Genomic DNA, 26,021 nt, shown 5'->3' on the forward strand with positions numbered 1-26,021 from the left:
TTTGAGCCCCGGTAACACGGAAGGAACCGCCATGGCAGACGCCGCCAAATGCCCGGACTGCAGCCGCATAAACGAGGTGCTGTCGCGGGTCGGGGACCGCTGGAGCGTGCTGGTGGTGATCTCGCTGGCGCAATACGGGGTGCTGCGGTTCAACGAGCTGAAGCGGAACCTGGGGATTTCCCAGCGGATGCTGAGCCTGACCCTGCGCAGCCTGGAACGCGACGGGCTGGTCAGCCGCACCTATTACCCGACGATCCCGCCCAAGGTGGAATACGCGCTGTCCCCGCTGGGAGAATCGTTCCGCGAGCCATTGCGCGCGCTGGGGCTTTGGGCACTGGAGCATTTGCCGGTGATCGATGCCGCACGGGCCGAGTTCGATGCGGCTGCGGAGGCGGAAAAGAAATCCGCCTGATGGCACTGAATGGCAGGGTGCCCGGATCAGTGCCAACCGCGAGGGCTTGCTATTTGCGGATGTTCCAGACCCCGGCATCGCGCCGCATTAGGGACTGTTCCGCGGCGTTCAGCCGGGTCGCGGCGGCACCGGGATCCTTGCTGCCGCCCGCATTGTTCCAGATCTTCAGGGCCGATGCCGGACTCCAAGGCAGGCAGGCAGAGGCCAGCCAGCGCCGCAGCCCGGGCGGCAGTGCGTCATAGGCCTGCATCGGGTCCCCTGCCCGGCGCCGGCGTTTCAAGCGGGAGTTCAGATTCCGGCCTGCCTTGCCGTCAGCCATTGCGGCGCCAGCCAGGGAAGGGATCGTCCAGCGCGTTCCAGGCGGGATCAAAGCCGCCCGGTGCCTCCGGCATCAGACAGCCATCCAGACAGGCGGTGATCGCGTCTTTATCCAGCCCCGCCCCGATAAACACCAGCTCCTGGCGGCGGTCACCCCAGGTTTCATCCCAGTTCTGCAGGAACTCGCGCCGGGCCTCGGGGTGGGCGGGCCAACGTTCTGTTGGCACTGCAGCCCACCACAGGCCCAGCGGGCGGACCGAGGAGATTGCCCCGGCCAACGAAAACTCCGCAGCCCATTCAGGGCGGGTTGCCAGCCAGAAATGCCCCTTGGCCCGGATCACGCCGGGCAGATCGCCGTTCAGCGCCGCATGGATCTGGGCGGGATCAAAGGGTCGCCGGGCGCGGTAGACAAAGGAGGAAATGCCGTATTCCTCTGTCTCCGGCACGTGGTGTTCAAACCCGTAAAGCTCCTTGGCCCAGAGAGGGTGCTCATGGGCGCGGTCGAAATCGAAACGGCCGGTGTTAAAGATCCTGTTGCCGTCCACCTTGGAATGATCCGCGTGGATAACTTCGGCATCCGGGTTCAGCGCCTTGATGACGGCCATGGCTGCGGCTGTCTGATCCGGCCCTGCGTCCGACACTTTGTTCAGGATGATAACATTGGCGAACTCGATCTGGTCGGTCAGCAGGTTGACCAATGTGCGGTCATCTTCCTCGCCCAGGCTTTCGCCGCGGTCGCTGAGGAAATCGTGGCTGCTGAAGTCCTGCAATAGGTTGACCGCATCGACCACCGTCACCATCGTATCCAGCCGGGCAACATCCGACAGGCTGGCGCCTTCGGCATCCCGGAAATCGAACGTTGCGGCCACCGGCAAGGGTTCGGCAATTCCGGTGCTTTCGATCAACAGATAGTCAAAGCGCCCCTCCCCCGCGAGGCGGCGCACTTCTTGCAGCAGGTCATCGCGCAGGGTGCAGCAGATGCAACCGTTGGTCATCTCAACCAGTTTTTCGTCCTGCCGCGACAGTTCGGACTCGCCGCGCACCAGGTCTGCGTCGATGTTCACTTCGCTCATGTCATTGACGATCACCGCAACCTTGCGGCCCGCGCGATTGTTTAGGACGTGGTTCAAGAGCGTGGTCTTGCCCGCCCCAAGAAAGCCGGACAGGACCGTAACCGGCAGCCTCTTATCTGTCATGCGGAATCTCCATATGTTATATCATAACAAAATTACGAACTGGGTAGCAGCCTGTATCGCAACCCGCAACCCTGGAACCAGCAGACGGGCTATGGCCTATGGGTGCATTCTGCTTTCCGGATAACGCAAAACGGCATTCAGCTGCTGTGTTTCGCTTGCAGTCTGGACCGGCAGTCAAGAGCAGGGGCACTATGAGCCAGCAACTGAATTTCCTTGCCATCATCTCCGGCGAGCACCGCAAGGATGCGATGGGTTGTGCTGGCCATCCGATTGTGAAAACCCGAACCCGGATGCGCTGGCCGCACGGCTTATGCGTTCAACCACACGCCGACGCCCGGCGAGCATGACCAGAAGCGCGAAGGATCGCCGCTGTAGTTCTTGCTGACGATCCGGCCTTTCCCTAGGCTTGTGAACGGGAGGGTCTGCAATGACACTGAACGAAGCGATCGCAAGCCAGCCGCTCTGGGTGCAAATCTGGGTCAACATTCTGTTCCTGGGTGCTTTTGTCCTGCCGCTGGCGCTGCTGATCTGGAAGCCCAGCCGGGTGGCCGGGCTGGCCACCGTGGTGGCCAGTGTATTGGCGGGGGCTGGAGTTTACTGGTTATACGGGCAGCTTGGATATGTACGCCTCTTGGGACTGCCGCATGTGGTCCTGTGGACACCTCTGCTGATCTGGCTGTGGCGGCAGCGGGCACAGCCTGGAATGCCCGTTTGGCCGCGGCGGATCATCCTGGCTGTCTGCACAGTGATCGCAATTTCGCTGGTCTTTGATTATGTGGATGCGGCGCGGTATCTGCTGGGAGAGCGGCAGCCGTATTGACCGCTGCCGCACACAAAAGTTTTGAAAAAACTTTTGTGTGCGCATAGAAGTCGATATCCTGCTCGCTGTCCGGTTCGCCGGCGCGAGACATTGGTCCGAGATATGCAGATACACTTTTTCAACCCAGGGCACGGCCTGCAGGTCCTCAAAAAAACCTGCGTTTGTCTTTTCCGAACATGAGCAGCGGAATTCAAAGTATTTACCCAAGGCCTGCAGGCGATGCGCCATGGCCCATAAAATAAGAATTGGCGGCATCCTTGGCCAGCGCGAAGTGGTTGATGGGCTTGGAGTTGAGCACCACCCAGCCTTCCTCGAAGATCCGGCGCATGAGCTTGGAGCCACCGCTGCCAATGGCTTCGCACAGCACCGCGATCAAGAGCGGTTGCGGCACACCACCGTCCATCACCGAATGCACCCGCGCGGTATGGCCGAGATTGCGCACGTAATTGCCGTATTGGCGGCCTCCTGCAGGCCCTTACCGAGACAACCGAACAGGGAGCGGGCGAACGGGCTGGCGCATTCTGGCACCCGGGCGGCGTTCGCCTCGTTGATATAGGTGGCGGGATCCGCCACGCGTTTCAGGGTCTCGAACGGGTGCGCGCCATCCATGAAGCGGCGCCTGGCGCAGGGGTCGCGGGTGGCGGCGCTTTTGGCGTGAGCGCCAAGGCCCAGCCGGTGTTTGCGGCCCGGCGTCTGACCCATTGTCTGGCCCGGCGCCCACAAGCAGGCCCGCTGTTCCTGCGCGTCCGCCCGTGCCCTTCCCGGCGGCTTCGGGGCGGCGGAAAGACGTCCGGGACAGCGGCCGCAGCCTGTCCAGATCCGCAAGTGCTGCCAGGAGCGTCAGGGTGTCCATCGGATAGGCGCCCAGATGCACAGGCCGGTTGCAGTAGGAAAACAGTTCGCCCAGGAATTGCCGCTGATGTGTTGCAGCTTGGCGACGATGCACGGCCCGGCCAGCAGCAGTTTGGCGGCGGTCAGACGCAGCGCTGCCAGTTCCTGCGCGGTCAGCTTGGTCTCGAAATGGGCGGCGTTTTCCTGCGCAACCGGCAAGACCGCTTGCAGCGCCGCCTGCCCCGGCGAGGCCATGCTCATCCGGTAGCCCAGGGAGTTGCGGACCTGGGAGCGCCGGTCCGTCACGTTAATTGACATTGCCACCTATATTGCCGAAAAAGGCCAGCTGTATTTCTGCGCGTGTGCCTGCGGGCCTTGTTCGGCCGGGCAACAGATCCGGCCGCACCGGCTGTTAAGCCGGTTATCACGCTTTCCTGCCCGGACATTATGTGTATATATATTGTCATTAAATTTTTTTAATCGAATTGGGAATCCGAATGCCAGCCCCCCGCGAAAACATGAGCTACAGGGACATCAAGCAGGTCGTTCTGGACCGGATCCAAAACAAGATCTGGGCGCCGGACAGTCTGCTGCCCAGCGAAACGGACCTGGCTGTTGAATTCTCAAGCACGCGCACCACTGTGAACCGGGCGCTGCGGGAGCTGGCCGAAGAAGGCTATCTGGAACGCAAACGGAAGGCCGGGACGCGGGTTTTGAATTCACCGGTCCGCAAAGCCCAGTTTTCCATCCCCCTGGTGCGGGATGAAATCGCTGAAACCGGCGCCGCCTACCGGTATTCCCTGGTGGAAAGCCGTATCATGCCCGCCCCGGCATGGCTGTCAGCCCGGCTTGATATCCCTCAAAAGCAGGAGGTTCTGCATATCAGATGCATGCATTATGCCGGCAATGCGCCGTTCCAGTATGAAGTGCGCTGGGTTGTGACAGACAGCATCCCCGACGTTCTGGAGGCGGATTTCACCCAATCCGGTCCGAATGACTGGCTGGTGCAAAAAGTACCCTTCACAAATCTTGAGCTGAGCTTCATGGCGACCAAGGCCGATCAGACAGTGTCCGAGTTTCTGGACGCCCCATTGGGGGATCCGTTGTTCACTGCGGAAAGGATTACTTGGCTGCGCACCAAGCCTGTAACGCTGGCAAAGCTGTTTTTTGCTCCCGGATATAAAATGACGACTCATCTGTAAGGTTTGCGCCGGCACGCTTGGCGGCCTGCGGTGCTGGCGCCAGGTTCGGAATTGGAAATGCCCAGCGCCTGCAACCGGCATCTTAAGGCCGCCAGACAGCATCCTGGCCTACACGGGTGATACTGGCGGACAGGGTCTTGAACTCGCTCCGGATATAGCCCGCGAACCGCTTGACGGAGGGCCGCATTGGCTGGGCTTCATAGCGTAAAATGCCCAAATGCCGGTCCGGATCGCCAATGCGGACCGGCAGGGCGCTGATTGATTTCTGGCGCCGCATCATGAACACCACGGAAAACGGCAGCACCGTCAGAGCGTCGGACCCCGTAAGGATACTGACCACCGCGCTGAGGGAGCCGCCGGAGAAACTGACCTTGAAGTCCTTCACTCCGATCCCTTCAAGCACCGCGCGCAGGTCATGGTAAAGCGGGCTGTCCGCCGGTGGCGCAATCCAGGAATACTGCGCAATTTCCGGCAGCTTCACTGCCCCGCGCCGGACCAGCGGATGCCCTGCCCGGCAGGCGATGACGTTGCGCCCGGGCAGGATCTGGTCAAAGGAAAACCCCTCAGGAATTGACGCCTGCCGCATCGGCAGAATGGCCAGGTCAAGGGTTCCCTCCTTCAGCTTCGGCATCAGATCGCCGGGGTAGCCATAACTCTGGTCGATGCGCACGTCCGGGTAGCCCATCTGAAACTCGGCGATCATGGGCGAGATCACCCCGTCGAGGAACACCGGCGTGCCGGCAACCCGCACTGCGCCGCTTTTGCCGCGCTGGAACTGTTCCAGAACCGCACCGCTGCGGCGCACTGCCAGAAAGACCTTTCTGCCCTCCTCTGCCAGGGCGAGGCCCAATTCGGTTGGCTGCAGCGGGCGCCTGCCCGGCTCAAACAAGGGGGCGCCGACGCGCTCCTCCAGCATCGCAAGCGATCGCGAAAGGCTTGGCTGCGACTTGCCAAGCAGCTCTGCCCCTTCGGTCAACCCGCCACGATCAACGATGGCAAACAGCATTTCAAGATGACGGGGATCCAGCTTCATATCACAAGGGTATATTAATGCCTTCAAGTTCGATCAAGTTCGAAAAATTATCCATCATACTGGTGTCACACCCGGTTTGGAGGCACCCGGCATGTTCGACACTGCAAAATACGGATCAGATCAGACCGTCATCTTTGAGGCGGGGCTGCACCGTACCCTGGACCGTCATGTTTCTGCGCTGGATGCCAACCGCGTTCTGGTGCTGACCACACCGCATCAATCGGATCTCGGACTTGAGCTGGCGGCGCAGCTGGGCGCCAAGGCGGCAGGTGTGTTCTGCCGCGCCGCAATGCATACGCCGGTCGAGGTGACCGAGGAAGCCCTGGCCCATCTGCAGGATGTCGGCGCGGACACTGTGCTGGCGGCCGGCGGCGGTTCGACCATCGGGCTTGGCAAGGCACTGGCCCTGCGCAGCGGCGTCACCCAGATTGCCCTGCCCACGACCTATGCCGGCAGCGAATGCACGCCGATCCTCGGCCAGACTGAAAACGGGGTGAAAACCACGGTAAATGAAAGCAATCTGCGCCCGGCCACCGTGCTTTATGACCCGGAACTGGTGGCAACCCTTCCGGTACCGATGACCGTGACAAGCACGCTCAATGCCATGGCCCATGCCGTCGAGGCGCTCTATGCGCAGGACCGCAATCCACGGTCGACTGAACTGGCGCTGACCGGGCTGCGTATCTTTGCCGGCGCCCTGCCGCGGGTGCTGGAGGATCCGGCCGGGCTGGAAGCGCGCCTTGCCACGCAGCAGGCTGCCTGGGCCTGCGGTACGGTACTGGGCCAGGTGGGCATGGCGCTGCATCACAAGCTTTGCCACACACTTGGCGGCAGCTTCGGTCTGCCGCACGCCGAAACCCATGCCATCGTGCTGCCGCATGCCGCCGCCTATAACGCTGCTGCCGTGCCCGGCCTGCTGGCCCCCGTTGGCGGAATCTTTGGAAGTTCCGATCCGGCGGCCGCTCTTTGGCAATTCGCCAAGGATCACGGCGCCCCGATGGCCCTGCGCGATCTGGGGCTGGCGGAGGCGGATCTGGACCGCGCTGCCGCTCTTGCAGTGCAGAACCCCTATTGGAACCCAAAGGAAATCACCCGGTCCGGCATTCGGGACCTGCTGGCGCGCGCCTGGGGAGGAGACGCGCCGGGAAACTGAACCATGAGCTGTCATCAGGAAGGAGACCCCATGATCAACCGCCGAACATTGCTGAAAACAGGCACCGCTGCCGGGCTGCTGAGCACAAGCGGACTCGCCGCGCCCGCCTTGGCACGGGGTGCAAAAATCAAGCTGGGCTACATCAGTCCGCAATCCGGCCCGCTCGCGGCCTTTTCCGAGGCGGACCGGTTCATCCTGGACGGCTTTGCTGCAACCGACGCGGGCCGGAATTTTGAGGTCATCGTCAAAGACAGCCAATCGAACCCGAACCGCGCTGCGGATGTGGCGCGCGAGCTGATCGTGGATGACGGCATCGACCTGATGCTTGTCGCCTCCACGCCGGAAACAACCAACCCGGTTGCCACAACCTGCGAGGCTGAGGAAATCCCCTGCATCTCCACCGTTGCCCCCTGGCAGCCCTGGTTCGCCGGGCAGCAGGGCAATTCCGGCGATCCGGGGTCGTGGGAGCGGTTTCACTATGCCTATCACTTCTTCTGGGGGCTGGAGGACATCATCGCGGTCTTCAATGCCATGTGGAGCCAGCTGGACACCAACAAATCTGTCGGCGCGCTGTACCCCAATGATGGCGACGGCAATGCCTGGGGCGACCCGGTGCTGGGCTTCCCGCCGGCACTGGAGCAGAGCGGCTACAGGCTGACCGACCCTGGGCGCTACCAGAACCTGACGGATGATTTCTCTGCCCAGATCAACGCCTTCAAACAGGCCGAAGCGGAGATCGTGACAGGCGTGCCGGTCCCGCCTGATTTCACCACATTCTGGACCCAGGCCAAACAGCAGGGCTTTGCGCCCAAGGCTGCCACCATCGGCAAGGCGGTCCTGTTTCCGCAGGCTGTCGAAACCCTGGGGGATGCAGGCCACAACCTCAGCTCTGAAGTCTGGTGGTCCCCGAACCATCCGTTCAGCTCCTCACTGACGGGCCAGTCCGCAGCCGGTCTGGCCCACGGCTTCACCGCCGCAACCGGGCGGCAGTGGACCCAGCCTATCGGCTTTGCCCATGCGCTGTTCGAGATGGCCGCTGATGTGATGGCCCGCGTGGATGATGCCGGTGATGCGGATACCGTGTCCGAAGCAATCGCCGCCACCGAGCTTGCTTCCATCGTCGGGCGCATCGCCTTTGACGGCACAGGCCTGCCGCCTTTTGCACAGGCAAACGTGGCCAAGACACCGCTGGTGGGCGGTCAATGGCGGCTGACGGAAAACGGCGGCTATGACCTTGTAATCGTTGACAGTTCCACCGCGCCCGAAGTGCCGGCGGGCGGTGTGATGGAACCCATTTCATGATGCTGAATGGAACCCGGATTTGCCCCATCGCTGCAATGGGATGGCCGGAGCCGCTGACATGACCCTTCTCTCATTGCAGAACGTGTCGAAAAGCTTTGGCCAGCTGAAAGTGGCTGATGACGTCACCTTGGAGGTTCCGGCGGGCCAGGCACTTGGCATCATCGGACCAAATGGCGCGGGGAAATCAACGCTTTTCAACCTCATCACCGGCAATCTGCGCAGCGACGTAGGATCCATCCGCTTTGACGGGCGCGACGTGACGGCGGCCCCCGCCATGCAGCGCTGTTTCGCGGGTGTCGGCCGCTCCTTCCAGGTGCCGCAGCCCTTCGGCAACATGACCGTCTTCGAGAACCTGCTGGTGGCCGCCACCCATGGCCGCAAGGCCTCCGAACGGGATGTGCAGGCCGATTGCGCCCGCATTCTAAGCCAATGCGGACTGCTGCAGGCGGCCAACCAACCGGCGGGCGGCCTCGCGCTTTTGCAACGCAAGCGGCTGGAAATGGCGCGTGCGCTGGCAACGGATCCCAAGCTGCTTTTGCTGGACGAAATCGCCGGCGGGTTGACCGAGGGCGAATGCCTGTCCCTCATCGATACCATCCGCAGCATCCATGCCCGCGGCGTTACCATTATCTGGATCGAACATGTTCTGCATGCGCTCACCTCGGTGGTTGAGCGGCTCCTGGTGCTGAATTTCGGCAAGGTGATCGGCCTTGGCACACCGGATGACATCATGAACCGGGCCGAGGTCCGCGACATCTATCTGGGGGCCGGTGTCTGATGCCCATTTTGGAAACACGCGGCCTTACCGCCCGTTACGGTGACTTTCAGGCGCTGTTCGGCGTCGACTTGCGGCTGGACGAAGGGGAAACCCTTGCCATCATCGGCGCCAATGGCGCGGGAAAAACAACCCTGATGCGGGCGCTGGCAGGTGTACTGCCATCGGCCCCCGGCATGGTGCATCTGGCGGGCCGGCCCGTAGGGGGCCTGAGTGCGGATCAGATCATGCCGCTGGGCCTTGCGATGGTGCCGGAGGGGCGCAAACTGTTCCCTTCTCTCTCGGTCGAGGAGAACCTTCTGATCGGCACCTACGGGCGCAAGGTCCAAGGGTACTGGAGCCTGGAGGCGATCTACGACTTGTTCCCGATCCTTGCAGAACGGCGGCACCATCCGGGCACTGCGCTTTCGGGCGGGCAGCAGCAGATGGTGGCCATCGGCCGCGCGCTGATGTCGAACCCCAAGGTCCTGTTGTGTGATGAAATCAGCCTTGGCCTGGCGCCTGTGGTGATCCGGGACATCTATGCCGCCGTGCCGAAAATCCAGGCCAGCGGCGCCAGCCTGATCGTGGTGGAACAGGATATCGGCCAGGCGATGAAAGCCGCCGACCGGGTCTGCTGCATGATGGAGGGCCGCATCACCCTTGAAGGGCGTCCCGAAGATCTGCGCCGCGAGGATATTCACGCAGCCTATTTCGGAGCCGCCGCATGACCTGGATCGACACAATACTGCAGGGCATCCTGCTGGGCGGGCTTTACGCGCTGTTCGCGGCCGGTCTCAGCCTCGTTTTCGGGATTATGCGGCTGGTGAATCTGGCCCATGGCGACTTGATTGTATGCACGGCCTACCTGATCCTTGTCCTGGTAACGCTTCTGGGACTGCCGCCGTTTGCGGCGGCGCTGGTGGCCGCGCCGGTGATGTTCGCTGCCGGCTGGCTGCTGCAATTGCACCTGCTGAACCGCACGCTGGGGACGGATATCCTGCCGCCGCTGCTGGTGACGTTCGGCCTGTCGATCGCGCTGCAGAACGCCCTGCTTGAGGGTTTCAGCGCTGACAGCCAGCGCCTGCCGGCCGGTGCGATCGCCACCGCTTCAATCAAGCTGGGCGATCTCAGCCTCGGGCTGCTGCCGCTTCTGACCTTTGCCTCCGCCGTTCTTGTGATCCTGGGGCTGAACCAGCTGTTTTACCGCACCGGGCTGGGCCGTGCCTTCCGTGCCACCTCGGATGATGCGGTCACGGCGAGTTTGATGGGCATCCGCCCCGGGCGCATTTTTGCCACGGCTACGGCAATTGCCATGCTAGTGGTGACGCTGGCGGCGCTCTACCTTGGGATGCGGGCGAATTTTGATCCGGCAATCGGGCCTGCCCGTCTGATTTATGCCTTTGAGGCTGTGATCATCGGCGGCCTTGGCAGCCTGTGGGGCACGCTGGCGGGCGGTATCATCATCGGCGTCGCACAGACGCTGGGCGCCGCGGTCAATCCCGAATGGCAAATTCTGGCCGGGCACCTGGCCTTCCTGCTCGTGCTGCTGGTGAAGCCGCGCGGACTGTTTCCAAGGGCGGTGGACTGATGGCTGATCTTACACATTCTGCGGTACTTGCTGCGGCGGCACCGTTCCGCGTGACGACCCGCACAAAGGCGTCCAATCTGTTCGGCCTGCTGGCCTGCGGCGCGGTCCTTCTGTTGGCGGTTTTGCCCTTCTTTGCCGGGCGCGGGCTGATCCAGGATCTGTTTTTCATCCTGACCATGCTGGTGCTGGCACAGCTTTGGAACCTGCTTGCAGGCTACGGCGGTCTGGTCAGCATCGGCCAGCAGGCCTTTGTCGGCGCCGGCGCCTATGCGATGTTCGGCGGCGTCATCATCGCAGGCATCGATCCGATTGCTGCAATCCTGCTGGGCGGGCTGGCGGCGGCGGTCCTTGCAGTGCCGATGGGTTATTTCGCCTTCCGCCTTGCCGGCGCCTATTTCGCCATTGGCACCTGGGTCATGGCCGAAGTCGCGCGGCTGCTCCTTGCGCAGGTTAAAACACTTGGCGGCGGCACCGGCACCTCCCTGCCCCGCACCGCCACCCGCGGGATGTGGGCGACCGACTGGATCAAATCCGCACTGGATGTAAAAACCGCCGCCGCGCGCGATATCCTGACCTATTGGCTGGCACTGCTGCTGGCGGTGGTGGTGATCGCAGCGATCTACGCGCTTTTGCGCTCGCGGCGCGGGCTGGCGCTGTCGGCTGTGCGCGACAACCCGGAAGCCGCGAAATCCGTCGGCGTCGATGCTGGCCGGATCAAATGGCTGGTGTTCCTGGCGGCCAGCTTTGGCACCGGGCTGGCTGGGGCGCTTATCTATGTGCAGAAAGCCCGCATCAGCCCCGATGCCGCCTTCAGCGTCACCGATTGGACGGCTTACGTGATTTTCATCGTGGTGATCGGCGGCATCGGCACCATCGAGGGCCCGATCCTGGGTGTTCTCATCTTCTTCGCATTGCAATCGCTGCTGGCCGACTTTGGCAGCTGGTATCTGTTCACGCTTGGTCTTATCGGAATCGCGGTCATGCTCCTGGCGCCGCGCGGCCTATGGGGGGGGTTCTCCGACCGGACCGGCATTCAGCTTTTTCCCGTTCAGCGGCGTCTGAACGGCGGCACACTCAAGGAGGATTAATCATGGCTGAGATCGAAACCGACGTGCTTATCATCGGCACCGGGCCTGCGGGCTCTGCAACGGCGGCGCTTCTGTCAAGTTACGGCATCGCGAATATGGCGATCAACCGCTACGGCTGGCTGGCCAGCACCCCCCGCGCCCATATCACCAATCAGCGCACGATGGAGGTGCTGCGCGATCTGGGGCAGGATGTCGAAGCGGAGGCCTATATGCATGCGGCCCACCAGGACCTGATGGGCGAGAATGTCTTTTGCGAAAGCCTTGCGGGGGAAGAAATCGGCCGTATGAAAAGCTGGGGCAACCATCCCCTGTCAAAGGCCGAGCATCTGCTGTCCAGCCCGACAATGATGAACGACCTGCCGCAAACCTTCATGGAGCCGATCCTGTTCTCCACCGCCTGCAAACGCGGCACCCAGGCCCGGATGAGCACCGAATACCTGAGCCACACGCAGGACGCGGAGGGCGTGACCACCACCTGCCGCGACCGCCTGTCGGGCCGCGAATTCACGGTCCGGTCAAAATACCTTGTCGGTGCTGATGGCGGCAACTCGCTGGTGGCGCAGAACGAAAACCTTGCGATCGAAGGCAAGATGGGCGTCGGCGGGTCGATGAACATCCTGTTCCGCGCGGACCTGTCGAAATACGTCGCTCACCGGCCCAGCGTGCTGTACTGGGTCATGCAGCCCGGCGCCGACGTCGGCGGCATCGGCATGGGGCTGGTGCGCATGGTGCGGCCGTGGAACGAATGGCTGATCGTCTGGGGCTATGACATCAACGAACCCGCACCCGTTGTGGACGAGGCGATGGCAACACAGGTCGCGCGGCAGCTGGTCGGCGACCCGGAGCTGGAAATCGAGCTGATCTCGGCCAATACATGGACCGTGAACAACGCCTATGCCCCCCGGATGCACAATGGCCGCGTCTTTATCATGGGCGATGCGGCACACCGGCACCCGCCCTCGAACGGGCTTGGCTCCAATACTTCGATCCAGGACAGCTTCAACCTCGCTTGGAAACTGGCCGCGGTGCTGAATGGCCAGGCTGCCCCCGGACTGCTGGACAGCTACACCGCCGAGCGCGCACCGGTTGCCAAGCAGATCGTGACCCGCGCCAACCAGTCGATCAGCGAATTCGGCCCGATCTTTGAAACCCTCGGCATGACCGGCGGCACCAGCCTTGAGGAGATCCGCTCCAGTGTGGCGGCCCGCTGTGAAACCACGCCAGAGGCGGAAAAACAGCGCGCCGCAATCCGCGAGGCGATTGCCTTCAAAAAGTACGAGTTCGACGCCCATGGGGTGGAAATGAACCAGCGCTACAAATCCGATGCGGTGGTCACCGACGGGCAGATGGAACCGGCATTCGAGCTGGACGCGGAACTGCACTACCAGCCCACCACCTGGCCGGGCGCGCGGCTGCCGCATGTCTGGGTGTTCGACCCTGAAACCGGAGAAAAGCTTTCGACCCTGGATCTATGCGGCAAGGGGGCCTTTACCCTGCTGACCGGCATCGGCGGCGAGGCCTGGGAAGAGGCGGCAGAGGCCGTGGGGGCAGAGTTCGGTCTGCCGCTGACGGTGCGTCTGATCGGGCCGCGGCGTAAATTCGCAGACCATACCGGCGATTGGGCGCGGGCTTCGGAAATTGCTGATTCCGGCTGCATCCTGGTCCGTCCCGACCACCACGTCTGCTGGCGCGCCGAGGAAATGGCCTCGGATCCCAAGGGCGAACTGCGCCGGGTGTTTTCCCATATTTTCGGCCGCGGCGCGGCGGCCTCCATGGCAGCGGAGTAACGATATGTTTGATGAACACGGAAAAGGTTATTTCACAGAAGATACCAGCGCCGAGGTTGTTGCCGCCCGCAATGCCAAGGCCGAAAACGAGCGGCTGCGCGACTGCGTCAATATCCTGGTGAAACACATCCACGCCGCGATTAAGGAAATGGAGCCCAGCCAGGAAGAGTGGTTCAGGACCATCATGTTCCTGACGGAAACCGGCCATACCTGCGATGACTGGCGGCAGGAGTTCATCCTGCTGTCGGACATCATGGGCGTTTCCATGCTGGTGGATGCGATCAACAACCGCAAACCCTCCGGCGCCTCCGAAAGCACGGTGCTTGGCCCCTTCCACGTGGCCGAGGCACCGGAGCTGCCGATGGGTTCCAACATCTGCCTTGATGGCAAGGGCGAGCCAATGCTGGTCAGGGGCCGGATCCTCGACACCGATGGCAACCCGGTCGCGGGCGCCAAGATCGACGTCTGGCAGGCCAATGACGAGGGGTTTTACGATGTGCAGCAAAAGGGTATCCAGCCCGATTTCAACCTGCGCGGCGTGTTTCGTACCGGTGCCGATGGCAGCTACAGCTTTCGCGCCGTAAAGCCGAAATTCTACCCGATCCCGGATGATGGCCCGGTGGGCAAGCTGCTGCGCGACCTTGGGCGCCACCCGTACCGGCCCGCGCATTTCCACTACATCCTCGAGGCTGATGGGTTTGAGAGCCTGACCACCCACATCTTCGACCCGGATGACCCCTACATCAACTCCGACGCGGTCTTTGGTGTGAAGGAAAGCCTGATGGCCAAATTCGACCTGATCGAGGATCCGGCAGCGCTGCAGGAAGCCGGATTCGATGAGGCCTTCTATCTGGTGGAGCACGACTTTGTTCTGGCAAAGGGCTGACGGCATGAGCAAACCCTGCATCATCTGCGTCGCGATCACCGGCTCCCTGCCGCGCAAGGCGCACAACCCGGCAGTGCCGGTCACGGTCGAAGAACAGATCGAGAGCACCCATGCCGCGTTTGAGGCCGGGGCCAGCATCTGCCACGCCCATGTGCGCAATGAGGACGAGACCCCCTCATCGGATCCGGAGAAGTTCGCGCGTCTCAAGGAAGGGCTGGAAAAGCACTGCCCCGGAATGGTGGTCCAGTTCTCCACCGGCGGACGTTCGGGCGCGGGCAAGGCCCGGGGCGGCATGCTGCATCTTCGGCCGGACATGGCATCGCTTTCGGTGGGGTCGAATAACTTCCCCGCCCGCGTCTACCAGAATCCGCCGGATCTGGTGGACTGGCTGGCGGCAGAGATGATTACCCACGGTGTGAAACCCGAGATCGAGGCCTTTGACCTCAGCCACATTCACCAGGCTGCACGGATGCAGGCGGACGGGCGTTTGAAGGGGCCATTGTACATTCAGTTTGTGATGGGGGTGAAAAACGCCATGCCCGCCGACCGCGACGTCTTTGACTACTACGTGAAGACCGTAAACCGCCTGTTGCCCGGTGCAGAATGGTGCGCTGCGGGGATCGGCCGGGACCAGCTGACCCTGAACGAATGGTGCGTCGCCAATGGCGGCCACGCGCGGACAGGACTGGAGGACAACATCCGGCTCGGCAAAGACCGGCTCGCTTCGTCCAACGCCGAACTGGTGGCAAGGGTGACAGAGATCTGCCACCGGCACGGCCGCCCGGTCGCCACGCCGGCCCAGGCGCGGAAAATTCTCGGCTTGGCCTGACACTGGAATTCGGCCTGGACCTGCGGCGGGTCAATATTGGAGCAGCAACATCAACTGAGCAGACCGGAGCGCGGAAATGCAGGTTCCTGGCATGCCACCCGGGGCACTTCAGGGCTGGGCCCGGGGGCCGTCAGGCGGCGTGCAGGTGTTGCAGCTGTTGCAGGTTGCGCCGCTTAAGCGCCTGGCGGGCCAGGTCGCCGTAAGCCCTGCGGACCAGCCCGCGCCCGTGCTCGCCAACCAATCCATGAACGGCAGCCAGTTCAGGGAAGAGACCGAACAGTTCCCGCCGGTCTGCAGCGCACAACCCGCGGATGGCTTCGGGGCCGGGCCAGAATGTCTCAGTTGCGATACCTTCTGCGAAAATCACCTCATGCCGCTCGGTCATGAGGTGCACATAGGTGACCGGACTGGCTGCCCCGGCCTGTTGTGTGCAGTTTTCGTCAACTGCTGCCAGCAGTTTCGCCGAGAGAAAACTTTCGCCAAGCTGCGTGTCTTGTCCAAATGCTTTGGGGCCGGCTAACAGACGGTGCTGGGGGGACAGCAGCATCGGCCGCTCCGGGGACAGCAAACCGCCCGGGCGGAGGCAATACGGCCTCAGATGCGGGTGCTGCGCCAGCTCTGCCGGGCTCAGCGTTCGTTTGCCGACCCAGATAACGGGCTGAAACCCATTGTCGGCGGTTTGCAGCATATCGCCCACCCGGATCCGGCCCGCAGGCACTGCACCGCGTCTGGTGGCAAGAAGAACATCCGGTGTAAAACAGGGGATGCCTGCAGAAATGAGCTGTGCAGTGGTTGTGATCTGTGACGGGGCCACCCCCTCCAGAACAAGCTTTTCGCCCCCTGGAAACGTGAGCAGCGCATTGCCGGATCCATCGTCGGTCACCGAGATATCGCTGGTACGGACGGCCCCGTCGGGTCCGGTGCCGCCGGTCAGATCGGAAACGTCAAGCTGGTCATTGAAGAAACCGTCGCTGTCATCATCGGCGATGCTGAAGTCGCTGACAGTGTCAATGCCGCCCGCCCCGGTCAGGATCAGCTCATCATAGCCGGCCCCGGTGGTAATGGAATCGTCACCTGCGCCAAGCGTGACCGTGTCATCGCCCGCGCCGGCGTCAATCGACACCCCGGCGCTGTCAGCCGAAGCATCCACCACATCACCCTGATCCGTCAGCTTAAGCGCCTCGATCTCGGAAAAGGTGATCGTGTCGGAGCCATCGGTGATCGTGCCGGCCTCATCGCCAGTGTAGGTGACCGTGACCCCGGTGGTAACTGCCGAGACGTCGACCGTATCGTAGTCGTTTCCCGCCACGCCGCCGGTCAGGGTGTCATTGCCGAACCCGTCGGACATCCGGAACGTATCAGCATCAGCCTCGCCGTGCATTTGATCGTCGCCGCTGCCGCCGACCAGCAGATCATCGTCATTGCCGCCGTACATAGTATCGGCGCCGTCGCCACCTTCGAGGGTGTCATTGCCGTCGGTTGCGACGATGCTGTCGTCACCGGCGCCGCCTACCAGGCTGTCATCACCGGCAGAGTTCCGCAGCGTGTCATTGCCCGCACCGCCGATCAGCGTGTCATTGCCAAGACCGGTGGTCAGGCTGTCGTCGCCATCGCCGCCTTCGATGTAGTCGTCGCCATCGCCCCCGGCGATCGTGTCGGCACCGATACCCCCGATCAGAGTGTCGTTGCCGAGGCCGCCGTCCATGACATCATCGCCGCCGCCGCCCTCCAGGCTGTCATGGCCTGACTCGCCGTACATCAGATCGTTATCGTTGCCGCCAACCAGCAGGTCGTCATCGTTGCCGCCGTACATGGTGTCGGCGCCATCCCCCCCGATCAGCGTGTCGTTGCCGTCGGTTGCCACAATGCTGTCGTTGCCCACGCCGCCGACCAGGCTGTCATCACCGGCGGAGTTCATCAGCGTGTCGTCGCCTTCGCCGCCGATCAGCGTGTCATTGCCAAGACCGGTGGTCAGGCTGTCGTTGCCTGCGCCGCCTTCGATGTAATCGTCGCCTTCACCGCCAGAGAGTGTGTCGCCTCCGGCCCCGCCGATCAGGGTATCCGCACCGGTGCCGCCATCCAGAACGTCGTCGCCATCGCCGCCATCCAGGCTGTCATCGCCAGCCTCGCCGAACAGGGAGTCATCCCCCCCCTGGCCATAGACCACGTCACTTCCATCACCGGCCAGAACGGTATCGGCCCCTTGCTCGATGCCAGTGGTGACCGGGTCGTCGATGGTACTGCCCGAAAGGGTAAATCCCGCCCAGCCCTCGCGTGTTTGCAGCGTGAATTCAATCGACGATTTATCTTCGAAACCAGCAGAAAACCAGGCGTCCTGATCGGTGTAATCATTGTAATCGGACCCGGTGGCGGTCACAATACTGCCGTCAACCGCAGTACCAAGCGACGAGTCCGAGGACACCCCGAATGAAGTGAAGCTGTTGCCGTCGATTATGACAGCCTCGGCATCGCCATAGCCGCTGTTGTCATCCACATCATTGAAGGTTGCCATGGAATTCAGATAGACCGGTTCACCGGTGTCCGGATCAAAAAACTCAAGCCGGAAGGTCGCCTGGTCACCCGGATCGTCACCGCCCAGCAGGATTTCCGCGCCGGCTGTGTAGCCGAATTGCACCGTCATGTCCGGGTTGGATTTCTCCACCAGCACCAGCCTGCCCCAGACTTTGGTTCCGTCCTCCAAGGTGGCAACGTCGCTGAAAACGGCATTATTGCCTGCAGATCCTAACGAGCCGTCGTGGGAAATGCTCTGGATGTTGTTGATATCCAGCACCAGCGGCGTGGCGTCCAGCCCCTGCTCGAACCCAACGCCCATGTCGCCGTAAACGGTATCGTTGCCCTCGCCGGCGTCAATCAGGTCGCTGCCTTCTTCACCCGCAACGGTATCCTCGCCTGCACCGGCGTCGATCGTGTCGTCGCCGGTGGTTCCATCCATTTTGTCACCAGCATCCGTGCCGGTTTTGGAAGCTACGAGGTCACGGACCCAATCTGGTATCGGCATAGTATTTTTTCGCTTTCGAATTCACTGCGCAGGAAGCACAGTCGAAATTCTCCGGATCCCGGCTGCCTGACGATGCTTGTCGCATGTATCACAAAGAGCTTTACGCCAGAGCAGGAAAGAATCCGTAAACTCGTGGAAGACGGTGCGCGTGGCCTGCCTCCAGGGAATCTGGTTCTGCGTTGCGGGCAATCCCAGCTCGGCAAATGGGCACATTGGAACAAGGCAGAGCCGGTCTTCCAGCGGCCAAGAAAGCCAATGGGCCACCAATAGATCAATGCCCATAGTCACTGATGCAAGTGCTTTCAGCTGGGTCGTTCGGCGCGATACCGACGCTGTGTTCCTGCGTGCAGGCTCCAATTCCCCCGTGCTAGGTAAATCACGCGGTTCCGCAGCCGGTGTGATGCACGGTGACGGTGCTTTTTGTTCCCGAAGCAGATGCTGCGCCACAGCGCCGGCGCCGGCCTGAGGCAGGCTTCAACCACCAGCAGAAACTCCCGGCTGGTCATCAGCGCGCTGCCATCTTCTGCTTGCGTGCTGACATAAGCCCAGGCGGGTAATCACCCGCAACGGCTTGAGTTTGCCCGGTGAAGAAGAAGGAGGTGATGGGCTCGATCGGGGCCCGCGTGACCCAGGATATCATGCCGCCGTCGCACGCGTGTATCGCTTCGATCTCCTGCGGGAACAGGCAGGCGGCGAAAGCAGTGCAAATCTTGGGGATGTATCCCGCATTTCCCGCCTGTCCGGCCTGGTTCCAATAGGTGATCCATTACCGTGGAAAACCGAAGACAATCTGTCCGTCGGCAGAGTTTTTGGGCCCAAAGGCGGCTTAAAATCAGAGAGTGTTCAGCTCATCTGGCTGGCTTGATGATGCGGCGTGTTTGCGGTGATGCAATCGTCGCGCATCGAATGTCTTTCGTTTGATCCTTTCTCGCTGTTGTAGAATGGCTTTGTCACATCCGAAGTAAACCCCGGTTGGCGTGTCGTTGTTCAAGCTCTCGTGATTTCTCTGGTGATTGTTGCGATCCACGAAGGCTTCTATCTGGGCTTTGAGATCGCCGGGCAGGAAGTGGTTTTTCAGCAGGATAATGTTCTTCAGGGTCTGGTGCCGGCGCTCAATCTTGCCCTGTGTCTGGGAATGTTGCATGCCCTTGTCTTCCAGCCATTCAGCCAGATTTCCCGAGGCGTAACTGGACCCATTGTCACTCAACAGCCGCGATTTGTGAACGACGTGAACCTGATCCCAGCCTCACGCCTATGGCTCTTGCAAGAACCGGCACTGCCCGAAGTGCCAGGGGCCGGCGGCGCGCGGCTGGTTGGCAACGCGGGCCGAAGACCTGCTGCCCGTGGCAGTACTTCCATATGGTCTTCACCCTGCCATCGGCGCGCTTTCCCCATAGACTGATCCCAGGCCCGCGCGGCGTCCACCTTGGAAGGGTTTTCCAACGCAGGCCGAGGTCGCGCCAGGCCCCGCCCTAATACCACGGCCTGCATCGAAAAACCTTCACCAATGCTGATAGTGCTGCATGCCAATGCGAAGATCCGCTATAGTGATCAGCACTTCTGCTGATCGGAGAGAGGAGCATGTTTTGCGACGCAACGAGCTGACGGAACGATTCCGCGCCCTTCACGTCCCGGGCAAGCCGGTGGTGATGCCAAACCCTTGGGATATCGGATCAGCAAAGGTAATGGCGCAGCTGGGTGCGCAGGCGCTGGCGACGACCTCTTCAGGGTATGGCTTCACGCTGGGTCTGGCTGATGGCGGCCAGATCACGCGCGACATCGCCCTGCAGCACGCTGCCAGTATCTGCGCAGCGGTCGACGTGCCTGTGAACGGCGATTTCGAAAACGGCTTCGGAGACGATCCCGAAACTGTCGCCGAGACTGTAAGACTGGCAGCTGAGGCCGGCCTGTCGGGGGTTTCGGTGGAGGACACGGCTGTCCCCGGAACAAGTTCCTATCCGTTTGACCTGGCGCTGGCCCGGATAGAGGCGGCCGTCGATGCAGCCCGGTCTGCGGGGATCGTGCTCACTGCCCGCGCGGATGGCTGGCTTATGAATAACTATGAACAAGCAGAGGCGCTGCGCCGTTGCCAGGCGTTCGCCCAAGCAGGTTCAGATGTGATATACGCCCCGCTGACCGATGCCGGAACCACCCGCGCGCTTGCCGCAACTGGCACACCTGTCAATCTGCTGGCCGCGGGTGCGATGCGCGATCTCACAACAGATGAAATCGGCGCATTGGGTGCCGCCCGGATCTCCATCGGCGGGGGGCTGGCCCGTGTCACCCAGCAGGTGATCCTGGATGGCACCCGCGCAATGCTGGAACGGGGCGATTTCACGATACTGAAAGGGGCCGCAAGCACGGCAGAAGTTGAGGCGATGCTGGCAAGGTGAGCCGCTAACCTGCCCAGCCAGCCTTTGCGTCCAGGATCCTTTCCAGCACAGCCGGACAGGCGCTGGCTGGCGGTCATCCGGGCACTTCAACCCTTGATCCGGTGGCCGCCCCCGCGCAAGACAGTCATTTGCTGCAGCTGGACGCAGTGCGGAACAGTGGACCTCAATCACTAAAAAAGGCCGCTCCAACCGGAGCGGCCTTTCCTGAATTTGGAACTCTCCGGCGCCTTAGGCTGCCAGCGCGTCCTGTGCCTGGCGCACGATGGCACCAAAAGCTTCGGGTTCGTGCACGGCCAGGTCGGCCAGAACCTTACGGTCCACTTCGATGCCGGCCAGGGTCAGGCCGTTGATGAAGCGGGAATAGGTCAGCGCTTCGTCGTGCGAACGCACAGCAGCGTTGATCCGCTGGATCCACAGCGCGCGGAAGTTGCGCTTGCGGTTCTTGCGGTCGCGGGTTGCATACTGGTTCGCCTTGTCGACGGCCTGACGGGCGACTTTGAAGGTATTCTTGCGGCGGCCGTAATAACCTTTGGCTGCCTTGATAACCTTCTTGTGACGGGCGTGAGTGACGGTACCACCTTTAACGCGGGACATATCTCAATCTCCTCTTAGCGGTCGTAGGGCATGAAGCCCTTGACGATCTTAGCGTCGGGTGCCGACAGGGTTGTGGTGCCGCGGGCATCGCGGATGAACTTGCGGGTCCGTTTGATCATACCGTGGCGTTTGCCGGCCTGACCTGCCATGACCTTGCCGGTCGCAGTCACCTTAAAGCGCTTTTTGGCGCTCGACTTTGTCTTCATCTTGGGCATTTCCGTCTCCTTCAATGCGGGTTCGCTAGACGCGCGACTCGGCATGCCTAAGAAAGGCCGGCCACGCGGAACAGAGCTGCCCAATACGCAATGCCTGCCCGATGGGCAAGCCGATTCTCTACAGAAGGCGTCCCAGAACTCGGAAAAACGCATCCGGGATCTCGTCGATGCGGTAGCCGCCGGGTTTCATTATCACCGCATAGGCGATCAGACCGATGGCAATCAGAATGGTTGCAACGGATGCCCGCGGCGGCCGCTGTTCGCTGAAGGCCGACAGAATCGACGGCACCGAAAACCCGGCAATCACCAAACCCGCTATCAGCGGCAAATCGGTCCCCATAAACCACGTCCCCCATCACGGCCTGACACAAGGAAATGGTAGGCGAGGGGGCGGTGTTTTCAAATTTCGCTGCCGGCCTGCAGACAGGCAGCTCCCCGTTATTCCGGATCGGTGCTGTAAATCAATCGCTCATCACAGGGGGCAATGCGCAGGATATTGGTGGTGCCCGGCACGTTGAAGGGCACGCCGGCAGTGACCACGATCTGATCGGTATCCCCGGCATAGCCGCCGGAGCGCGCCGCCCGCGCCGCACTCACCACCGCGCCCTTGAAACGGTCCAGTTCCGGCGTCATCACGCATTTGCAACCCCAGCTGAGGCACAGCCGCCGCGCGGTGGCGCTGACCGGGGTCATGGCAATGATCGGCACACCGGGGCGCTCTCGGGCGGTCAGCAGTGCTGTGGTGCCCGACTGGGTAAAACAGCAGATCGCCTTGATCTCGGTCTTTTCCGCAATCTCGCGCGCGGCCGCCACAATACCATCGGCCACGGTGGTGCCCTTGGCCGAGCGCGAGGCGGCGATGATCTGGGTATAGGTGGGGTCTGCCTCGACCTCGACCGCGACCTTGTCCATGGTCTGCACCGCCTCGATCGGATACTGGCCTGCCGCGCTTTCAGCGCTCAGCATGATCGCGTCGGTGCCCTCGTAAATCGCCGTGGCGACATCCGAGACTTCGGCCCGGGTCGGCATCGGGCTTTCGATCATGCTTTCCAGCATCTGGGTCGCCACGATCACCGGCTTGGCCGCCGCGCGGCATTTGCGCACCAGCCGTTTCTGAATCGGCGGCACCGCCGCCACCGGCAGCTCAACACCCAGATCGCCGCGCGCCACCATGATCCCGTCCGAGGCATCCAGGATGGCCTCGAAATCCTCCACCGCCTGCGGTTTTTCAATTTTTGACAGCACCGCGGCGCGGCCATCGGCCAGCCCGCGGGCCTCGAACACGTCTTTGGCCCGCTGCACAAACGACAGCGCCAGCCAATCGACACCCAAGGCGCAGACAAATTCCAGATCCGCGCGGTCCTTCTCCGACAGCGCCGCCAGCGGCAGCACCACGTCGGGCACGTTCACCCCCTTGCGGTTCGAAATGGTGCCACCGATTTCCACTGTGCAATTGGCAAAATCCGCTCCGCAGTCATCCACTGCCAGACGGATCTTGCCGTCATTGACCAAGAGATGCGCACCGGGTTCCAGCGCCTGAAAAATCTCCGGATGCGGCAGGCAAACGCGGGTTGTGTCGCCCTCGGCCTCATCCAGATCAAGACGGAAGCTGGCGCCTTCCACCAGATCCTCGGCGCCATTGGCAAACACACCCACCCGAAGTTTCGGCCCTTGCAGATCGGCCAGGATCGCAATCGGGCTGTCCAGGTCCTGCTCCACCTGGCGGATGATCCTGTGCTTTTCGGCAATCTCCGGATGGCTGCCATGCGACATGTTCAGCCGGAACACATCGGCGCCGGCCTCATGCAGGGCGCGGATCGTTTCATAGGTCTCCGAAGCCGGCCCCAGGGTGGCGACAATCTTCACATTGCGCGAACGTTTCATAGGGGTCTTCTCCTTCGGACCTGACTTATGTTACCGCAAACAGCGTTCAGGGTGCTTATCCCCCAATTCCCATTCTGCCGCAACTCCCGTAAACAGCTTGCGGCAAAACATATCAGGCTCATGACATACACACCCTATTTTGTTCACGGCGCAGACCGTCCCGCCCGCTGGCTGATCACCTGCGACCACGCAACCAACCATGTGCCGGAGTTCGCCGGCGGCGGCGATCTGGGCCTGCCGCGTGCGGATATGGAACGCCACATCGCCTATGACATCGGCGCCTATGAGGTGGCCAAGCTGCTGGGCGGGATGCTGGACGCGCCGGTGGTGGCCTCGAACTTCTCGCGGCTGGTGATCGACCCCAACCGCGGCGAGGATGACCCGACCCTTCTGATGAAGCTTTACGACGGCACCATAATCCCCGCCAACCGCCACGCGGGCGCGGCAGAACTGAAGGAGCGGCTGGAGGCCTGCTACCGCCCTTACCACCGCGCCCTGGCCCGGCTGGCCGAACGCCCCGGCACCGTGGTTGTCTCGGTCCACAGTTTCACCCGCCAGCTGCGCGGGCGCGAACCGCGCCCCTGGGAGATCGGCATCCTGTTTCCCGAAGGCGAGCGGTTTTCGCCCTTTGTGATCGAGGAATTAAAGGCCGGGGACGGCCTGTGTGTCGGCATCAACGAGCCCTACACCGGCCATCTGCCCGGCGATGCGATTGAGACCCACGCCACGCATGCAGGCCGTCCCAATACGCTGATCGAACTCAGAAACGACCTGATTGCCGAGCACGATGGCCAGTGCAAATGGGCGGAACGCCTGGCAAAGGTTCTGCCTCAAGCCCTCGAAAACTCAGGCCTCTGATCTGCGGCACGCTACCGCATGATCTTGCAGCGGTGCCCGGCGCCCCCCACATCAGGATTGGAAACGCGGTACAGCAACGGGAAAGGAGCCATCATGGCCCAGGAAACCCTCTCCGCCTTCTTCGGCTGGCTGACCATCTTGCACATCGGCCTGTTCACCCTGTCCGCCATCCTCTTGATGCTGCTGCAGGACTGGGTGGCGCGCCTGCACGCCCGGATGTTCGGTCTGGCGCCGGCCGATGTCAGCCTCACCGTCTACCGCTGGCTTGGCACCTACAAGATTGTGATCCTGGCCACCGCGCTGGGGCCGTGGCTGGCGCTGCAGCTTGCCTGATCCCGCCCGCCCGCGCCCATTGCCCGCCCCCGTCCCGGCTGCTAGGCCTGCGGCGACGCAAGACAACTCCGGAGCCACCGCCATGGACAAGCAAACCGAAATCGAAATCCAGGCCGCCGCCTTCCGCCGCCTGCAAAAGCACCTGATGGAAGACCGCACCGATGTACAGAACATCGATCTGATGAACATGGCCGGCTTTTGCCGCAACTGCCTGGCACGCTGGTATCAGGAAGCCGCAAACGAGCGCGGCATCGACATGGACAAGACCGAAGCGCGCGAGGCCTATTACGGTATGACCATGGCTGAGTGGAAAGCCAATCACCAGACCGAGGCCAGCGCCGAAAAGCAGGCGGACTTCGCGGTCGCGTTCAAGGAAAACGTGACAGACCGGCAATAGGCTGGTCAGCAGGCATTTTCAGGCGACCGCGGGCGGGGGTACGGTTTTCGCGGCCAAAGAACGGCTGTGAATATCACTGCCCCGCCCAGAACCGTTGCCACGCCCGGACCTTCCGCCAGGATCAAATTCGCCAGCGTGACCCCCGCTGCGGCCCCCCCGCCAGAAGATGATGATCCAGGCTGCCGCGGTGACGGAGCGGGTGAAAATCCCTGCCAAGCTGAAGATCGCGGCAGAGACCGCAATCAGGGCTATTCCCGCCATACGCTAAGAGACATTGAATGATACCAAGGCCCGGCCTCCGGCTCCGGGGCCTGCCTGCCACTGCGCTGCCGACAGCTGCGCAGTGGCTTTTCACGCTGGCGCGCTGCGTAAACACACCGGTGCCGTTTCATCCCGGCAGCCAATCCCGCCCGCAAGGCGGGAAAAGTCTTGCGTGGCTTACACCATGGGTAAATACACGTGGCACAGAGCAGTATTGGAAGACTGAGAATGAAGACTTTGATACCAGCGTTGGCCCTTGCAGGCGCTCTTTTGTCCCCTGCGGCCCCGTTCGCCAGCACGCTGGAGCCGGCAGGTTTCGTTCGGCAAGACATTGTAATGCATGGCGGAGGCTGCCGGAAAAGCTCTCCTCCGGGCCAGTGCTGCCATATGGAAACGGCAACCGGCACAGTCCATTGCCATTGAAAAGCAAAGTGGCCGCCAGTCAGGGGCGGCCTTGTCATTTCTGTTGCGGGACCGTGCCGGGACTAGTCCTTTGAGTGATCCGGCACCGCAGGGTGCTGCATGCAGGACAGGGCGGTGATGCTTAGCCGCGGAACCGGCCAAGCAACCGCGCTGCAAGCGAACTTGTGACTGAAGGCTCAGACACCCGCGCTTGGCCTGCGAACCAGCCGCGCTTGGCAGCCGATTGCGCAATCTCCGGGTCAATGGCCTCTTCTGCCGTCAGCACTCTGCGCACGGCCGCCAGGATTTCTGCTTCGCTGCCCTCGGCTGACGGGCATTCCACAACGGCTGCGAACTCCGGCTGAAAGGTCTGATCCATTGGGCAACTCCCTAACGTGAAACTCTGGCATCCCCCCGGTTATGCGGGCAGTGCTTTCTATGTCTCCACCCTATCCTAAATCGT

28 protein-coding genes and 3 pseudogenes are annotated in these 26,021 nt (G+C 62.2%); 18 read left to right on the top strand and 13 right to left on the bottom strand.

The genetic code is table 11. The features are described from left to right. Positions 1 to 31: 31 nt before the first annotated feature. Positions 32 to 412 (top strand): helix-turn-helix domain-containing protein, encoded by a 381-nt coding sequence (locus tag K3555_RS16365; protein WP_260006289.1) that lies wholly within the window; start codon positions 32 to 34, stop codon positions 410 to 412. Between the two features lie 49 nt (positions 413 to 461). On the opposite strand, the gene K3555_RS16370 is transcribed toward K3555_RS16365, so the two are convergent. Further along, a complete protein-coding gene (locus K3555_RS16370) occupies positions 462 to 731 on the bottom strand; it encodes a DUF6525 family protein (RefSeq protein ID WP_259997359.1) in 270 nt (89 codons plus the stop codon). Next, positions 724 to 1,926 carry a GTP-binding protein gene (locus K3555_RS16375; RefSeq protein WP_260006290.1) on the bottom strand — a complete coding sequence of 401 codons (1,203 nt, stop codon included), beginning with the start codon at positions 1,924 to 1,926 and terminating at the stop codon, positions 724 to 726. The genes K3555_RS16370 and K3555_RS16375 overlap by 8 nt, the downstream gene beginning before the upstream one ends. A gap of 191 nt (positions 1,927 to 2,117) precedes the next feature. Between K3555_RS16375 and K3555_RS16380 the strand changes: the two genes are divergently transcribed. Further along, on the top strand, positions 2,118 to 2,273 hold the full coding sequence (locus K3555_RS16380; protein WP_259987276.1) for a hypothetical protein: 156 nt from the start codon (positions 2,118 to 2,120) through the stop codon (positions 2,271 to 2,273). Positions 2,274 to 2,353: 80 nt separating this feature from the next. After that, positions 2,354 to 2,746 carry a hypothetical protein gene (locus K3555_RS16385; RefSeq protein WP_260006291.1) on the top strand — a complete coding sequence of 131 codons (393 nt, stop codon included), beginning with the start codon at positions 2,354 to 2,356 and terminating at the stop codon, positions 2,744 to 2,746. Between the two features lie 199 nt (positions 2,747 to 2,945). Here K3555_RS16385 and K3555_RS16390 read toward each other — a convergent pair whose 3' ends face one another. The 3 genes and pseudogenes from K3555_RS16390 to K3555_RS16395 form a co-directional block, all read right to left on the bottom strand. Continuing rightward, positions 2,946 to 3,188: a hypothetical protein gene (locus K3555_RS16390; protein WP_260006292.1), complete on the bottom strand. Its 243-nt coding sequence runs from the start codon at positions 3,186 to 3,188 to the stop codon at positions 2,946 to 2,948. Between the two features lie 14 nt (positions 3,189 to 3,202). After that, positions 3,203 to 3,445 (bottom strand): annotated as a pseudogene (locus K3555_RS25020) (hypothetical protein); the annotation flags it as partial. Between the two features lie 141 nt (positions 3,446 to 3,586). After that, on the bottom strand, positions 3,587 to 3,901 hold the full coding sequence (locus tag K3555_RS16395) for a hypothetical protein (protein ID WP_260006293.1): 315 nt from the start codon (positions 3,899 to 3,901) through the stop codon (positions 3,587 to 3,589). Between the two features lie 173 nt (positions 3,902 to 4,074). On the opposite strand from K3555_RS16395, the gene K3555_RS16400 reads away from it, so the two are divergent. Then, the gene (locus K3555_RS16400; RefSeq protein ID WP_260006294.1) at positions 4,075 to 4,779 is read left to right on the top strand and encodes a GntR family transcriptional regulator; all 705 of its coding nucleotides are present in this window, start codon (positions 4,075 to 4,077) and stop codon (positions 4,777 to 4,779) included. Between the two features lie 82 nt (positions 4,780 to 4,861). Here the strand turns inward: K3555_RS16400 and K3555_RS16405 are convergent, their stop codons facing one another. Next, the gene (locus tag K3555_RS16405; protein ID WP_260006295.1) at positions 4,862 to 5,812 is read right to left on the bottom strand and encodes a LysR family transcriptional regulator; all 951 of its coding nucleotides are present in this window, start codon (positions 5,810 to 5,812) and stop codon (positions 4,862 to 4,864) included. Positions 5,813 to 5,903: 91 nt separating this feature from the next. On the opposite strand from K3555_RS16405, the gene K3555_RS16410 reads away from it, so the two are divergent. From K3555_RS16410 to K3555_RS16450, 9 genes are read left to right on the top strand one after another with little or no spacing between them, the layout of a single operon-like run. After that, entirely contained in the window at positions 5,904 to 6,965 is a 1,062-nt protein-coding gene (locus tag K3555_RS16410) for a maleylacetate reductase (protein WP_260006296.1), read from the top strand. A 30-nt stretch (positions 6,966 to 6,995) separates the two neighbouring features. Then, positions 6,996 to 8,267: an ABC transporter substrate-binding protein gene (locus K3555_RS16415; protein WP_260006297.1), complete on the top strand. Its 1,272-nt coding sequence runs from the start codon at positions 6,996 to 6,998 to the stop codon at positions 8,265 to 8,267. Positions 8,268 to 8,325: 58 nt separating this feature from the next. Continuing rightward, on the top strand, positions 8,326 to 9,045 hold the full coding sequence (locus tag K3555_RS16420) for an ABC transporter ATP-binding protein (RefSeq protein ID WP_260006298.1): 720 nt from the start codon (positions 8,326 to 8,328) through the stop codon (positions 9,043 to 9,045). Then, positions 9,045 to 9,752, top strand: coding sequence for an ABC transporter ATP-binding protein (locus K3555_RS16425; RefSeq protein ID WP_260006299.1), 708 nt, complete (start codon positions 9,045 to 9,047; stop codon positions 9,750 to 9,752). The genes K3555_RS16420 and K3555_RS16425 overlap by 1 nt, the downstream gene beginning before the upstream one ends. Next, positions 9,749 to 10,612 carry a branched-chain amino acid ABC transporter permease gene (locus K3555_RS16430; RefSeq protein WP_260006300.1) on the top strand — a complete coding sequence of 288 codons (864 nt, stop codon included), beginning with the start codon at positions 9,749 to 9,751 and terminating at the stop codon, positions 10,610 to 10,612. Before K3555_RS16425 ends, K3555_RS16430 begins: the two co-directional genes overlap by 4 nt. Beyond that, positions 10,612 to 11,700 carry a branched-chain amino acid ABC transporter permease gene (locus K3555_RS16435; protein WP_260006301.1) on the top strand — a complete coding sequence of 363 codons (1,089 nt, stop codon included), beginning with the start codon at positions 10,612 to 10,614 and terminating at the stop codon, positions 11,698 to 11,700. Before K3555_RS16430 ends, K3555_RS16435 begins: the two co-directional genes overlap by 1 nt. Before the next feature lie 2 nt (positions 11,701 to 11,702). Next, the gene (locus tag K3555_RS16440; protein WP_260006302.1) at positions 11,703 to 13,487 is read left to right on the top strand and encodes an FAD-dependent monooxygenase; all 1,785 of its coding nucleotides are present in this window, start codon (positions 11,703 to 11,705) and stop codon (positions 13,485 to 13,487) included. 4 nt (positions 13,488 to 13,491) lie between these two features. Next, entirely contained in the window at positions 13,492 to 14,373 is an 882-nt protein-coding gene (locus K3555_RS16445; protein WP_260006303.1) for an intradiol ring-cleavage dioxygenase, read from the top strand. A gap of 4 nt (positions 14,374 to 14,377) precedes the next feature. Next, positions 14,378 to 15,202, top strand: coding sequence for a 3-keto-5-aminohexanoate cleavage protein (locus K3555_RS16450; RefSeq protein WP_260006304.1), 825 nt, complete (start codon positions 14,378 to 14,380; stop codon positions 15,200 to 15,202). 130 nt (positions 15,203 to 15,332) lie between these two features. On the opposite strand, the gene K3555_RS16455 is transcribed toward K3555_RS16450, so the two are convergent. Next, on the bottom strand, positions 15,333 to 18,221 hold the full coding sequence (locus K3555_RS16455; RefSeq protein ID WP_260006305.1) for a Hint domain-containing protein: 2,889 nt from the start codon (positions 18,219 to 18,221) through the stop codon (positions 15,333 to 15,335). An 832-nt stretch (positions 18,222 to 19,053) separates the two neighbouring features. Then, positions 19,054 to 19,467 (bottom strand): annotated as a pseudogene (locus tag K3555_RS16460) (integrase core domain-containing protein); the annotation flags it as partial. A 4-nt stretch (positions 19,468 to 19,471) separates the two neighbouring features. Between K3555_RS16460 and K3555_RS16465 the strand changes: the two are divergent. Next, positions 19,472 to 19,601 (top strand): annotated as a pseudogene (locus K3555_RS16465) (transposase zinc-binding domain-containing protein); the annotation flags it as partial. Between the two features lie 206 nt (positions 19,602 to 19,807). Further along, positions 19,808 to 20,614 (top strand): oxaloacetate decarboxylase, encoded by an 807-nt coding sequence (locus K3555_RS16470; RefSeq protein ID WP_259997334.1) that lies wholly within the window; start codon positions 19,808 to 19,810, stop codon positions 20,612 to 20,614. A gap of 228 nt (positions 20,615 to 20,842) precedes the next feature. Here the strand turns inward: K3555_RS16470 and rplT are convergent, their stop codons facing one another. The 4 genes from rplT to pyk form a co-directional block, all read right to left on the bottom strand. After that, the gene (gene rplT, locus K3555_RS16475) at positions 20,843 to 21,208 is read right to left on the bottom strand and encodes a 50S ribosomal protein L20 (RefSeq protein ID WP_024088794.1); all 366 of its coding nucleotides are present in this window, start codon (positions 21,206 to 21,208) and stop codon (positions 20,843 to 20,845) included. Between the two features lie 14 nt (positions 21,209 to 21,222). Then, positions 21,223 to 21,423, bottom strand: coding sequence for a 50S ribosomal protein L35 (gene rpmI / locus K3555_RS16480; protein ID WP_027263382.1), 201 nt, complete (start codon positions 21,421 to 21,423; stop codon positions 21,223 to 21,225). A gap of 118 nt (positions 21,424 to 21,541) precedes the next feature. Beyond that, complete coding sequence (locus tag K3555_RS16485) at positions 21,542 to 21,763, bottom strand: hypothetical protein (RefSeq protein ID WP_259987316.1); 222 nt, start codon at positions 21,761 to 21,763, stop codon at positions 21,542 to 21,544. Between the two features lie 98 nt (positions 21,764 to 21,861). Beyond that, entirely contained in the window at positions 21,862 to 23,307 is a 1,446-nt protein-coding gene (gene pyk, locus K3555_RS16490) for a pyruvate kinase (protein ID WP_259987318.1), read from the bottom strand. Positions 23,308 to 23,427: 120 nt separating this feature from the next. Between pyk and K3555_RS16495 the strand changes: the two genes are divergently transcribed. The 3 genes from K3555_RS16495 to K3555_RS16505 all read left to right on the top strand — a co-directional run bounded on the left by K3555_RS16495 (position 23,428) and on the right by K3555_RS16505 (position 24,895). Continuing rightward, the gene (locus K3555_RS16495; protein ID WP_260006306.1) at positions 23,428 to 24,165 is read left to right on the top strand and encodes an N-formylglutamate amidohydrolase; all 738 of its coding nucleotides are present in this window, start codon (positions 23,428 to 23,430) and stop codon (positions 24,163 to 24,165) included. Between the two features lie 93 nt (positions 24,166 to 24,258). Continuing rightward, positions 24,259 to 24,498: a DUF6868 family protein gene (locus K3555_RS16500; protein ID WP_129369702.1), complete on the top strand. Its 240-nt coding sequence runs from the start codon at positions 24,259 to 24,261 to the stop codon at positions 24,496 to 24,498. An 82-nt stretch (positions 24,499 to 24,580) separates the two neighbouring features. After that, entirely contained in the window at positions 24,581 to 24,895 is a 315-nt protein-coding gene (locus tag K3555_RS16505; RefSeq protein WP_260006307.1) for a DUF1244 domain-containing protein, read from the top strand. Between the two features lie 805 nt (positions 24,896 to 25,700). On the opposite strand, the gene K3555_RS16510 is transcribed toward K3555_RS16505, so the two are convergent. Continuing rightward, on the bottom strand, positions 25,701 to 25,937 hold the full coding sequence (locus K3555_RS16510; RefSeq protein WP_260006308.1) for a hypothetical protein: 237 nt from the start codon (positions 25,935 to 25,937) through the stop codon (positions 25,701 to 25,703). Between the last annotated feature and the right edge of the window lie 84 nt (positions 25,938 to 26,021).

The organism is Leisingera sp. M527, from assembly GCF_025141525.1.
Classification (GTDB): domain Bacteria; phylum Pseudomonadota; class Alphaproteobacteria; order Rhodobacterales; family Rhodobacteraceae; genus Leisingera.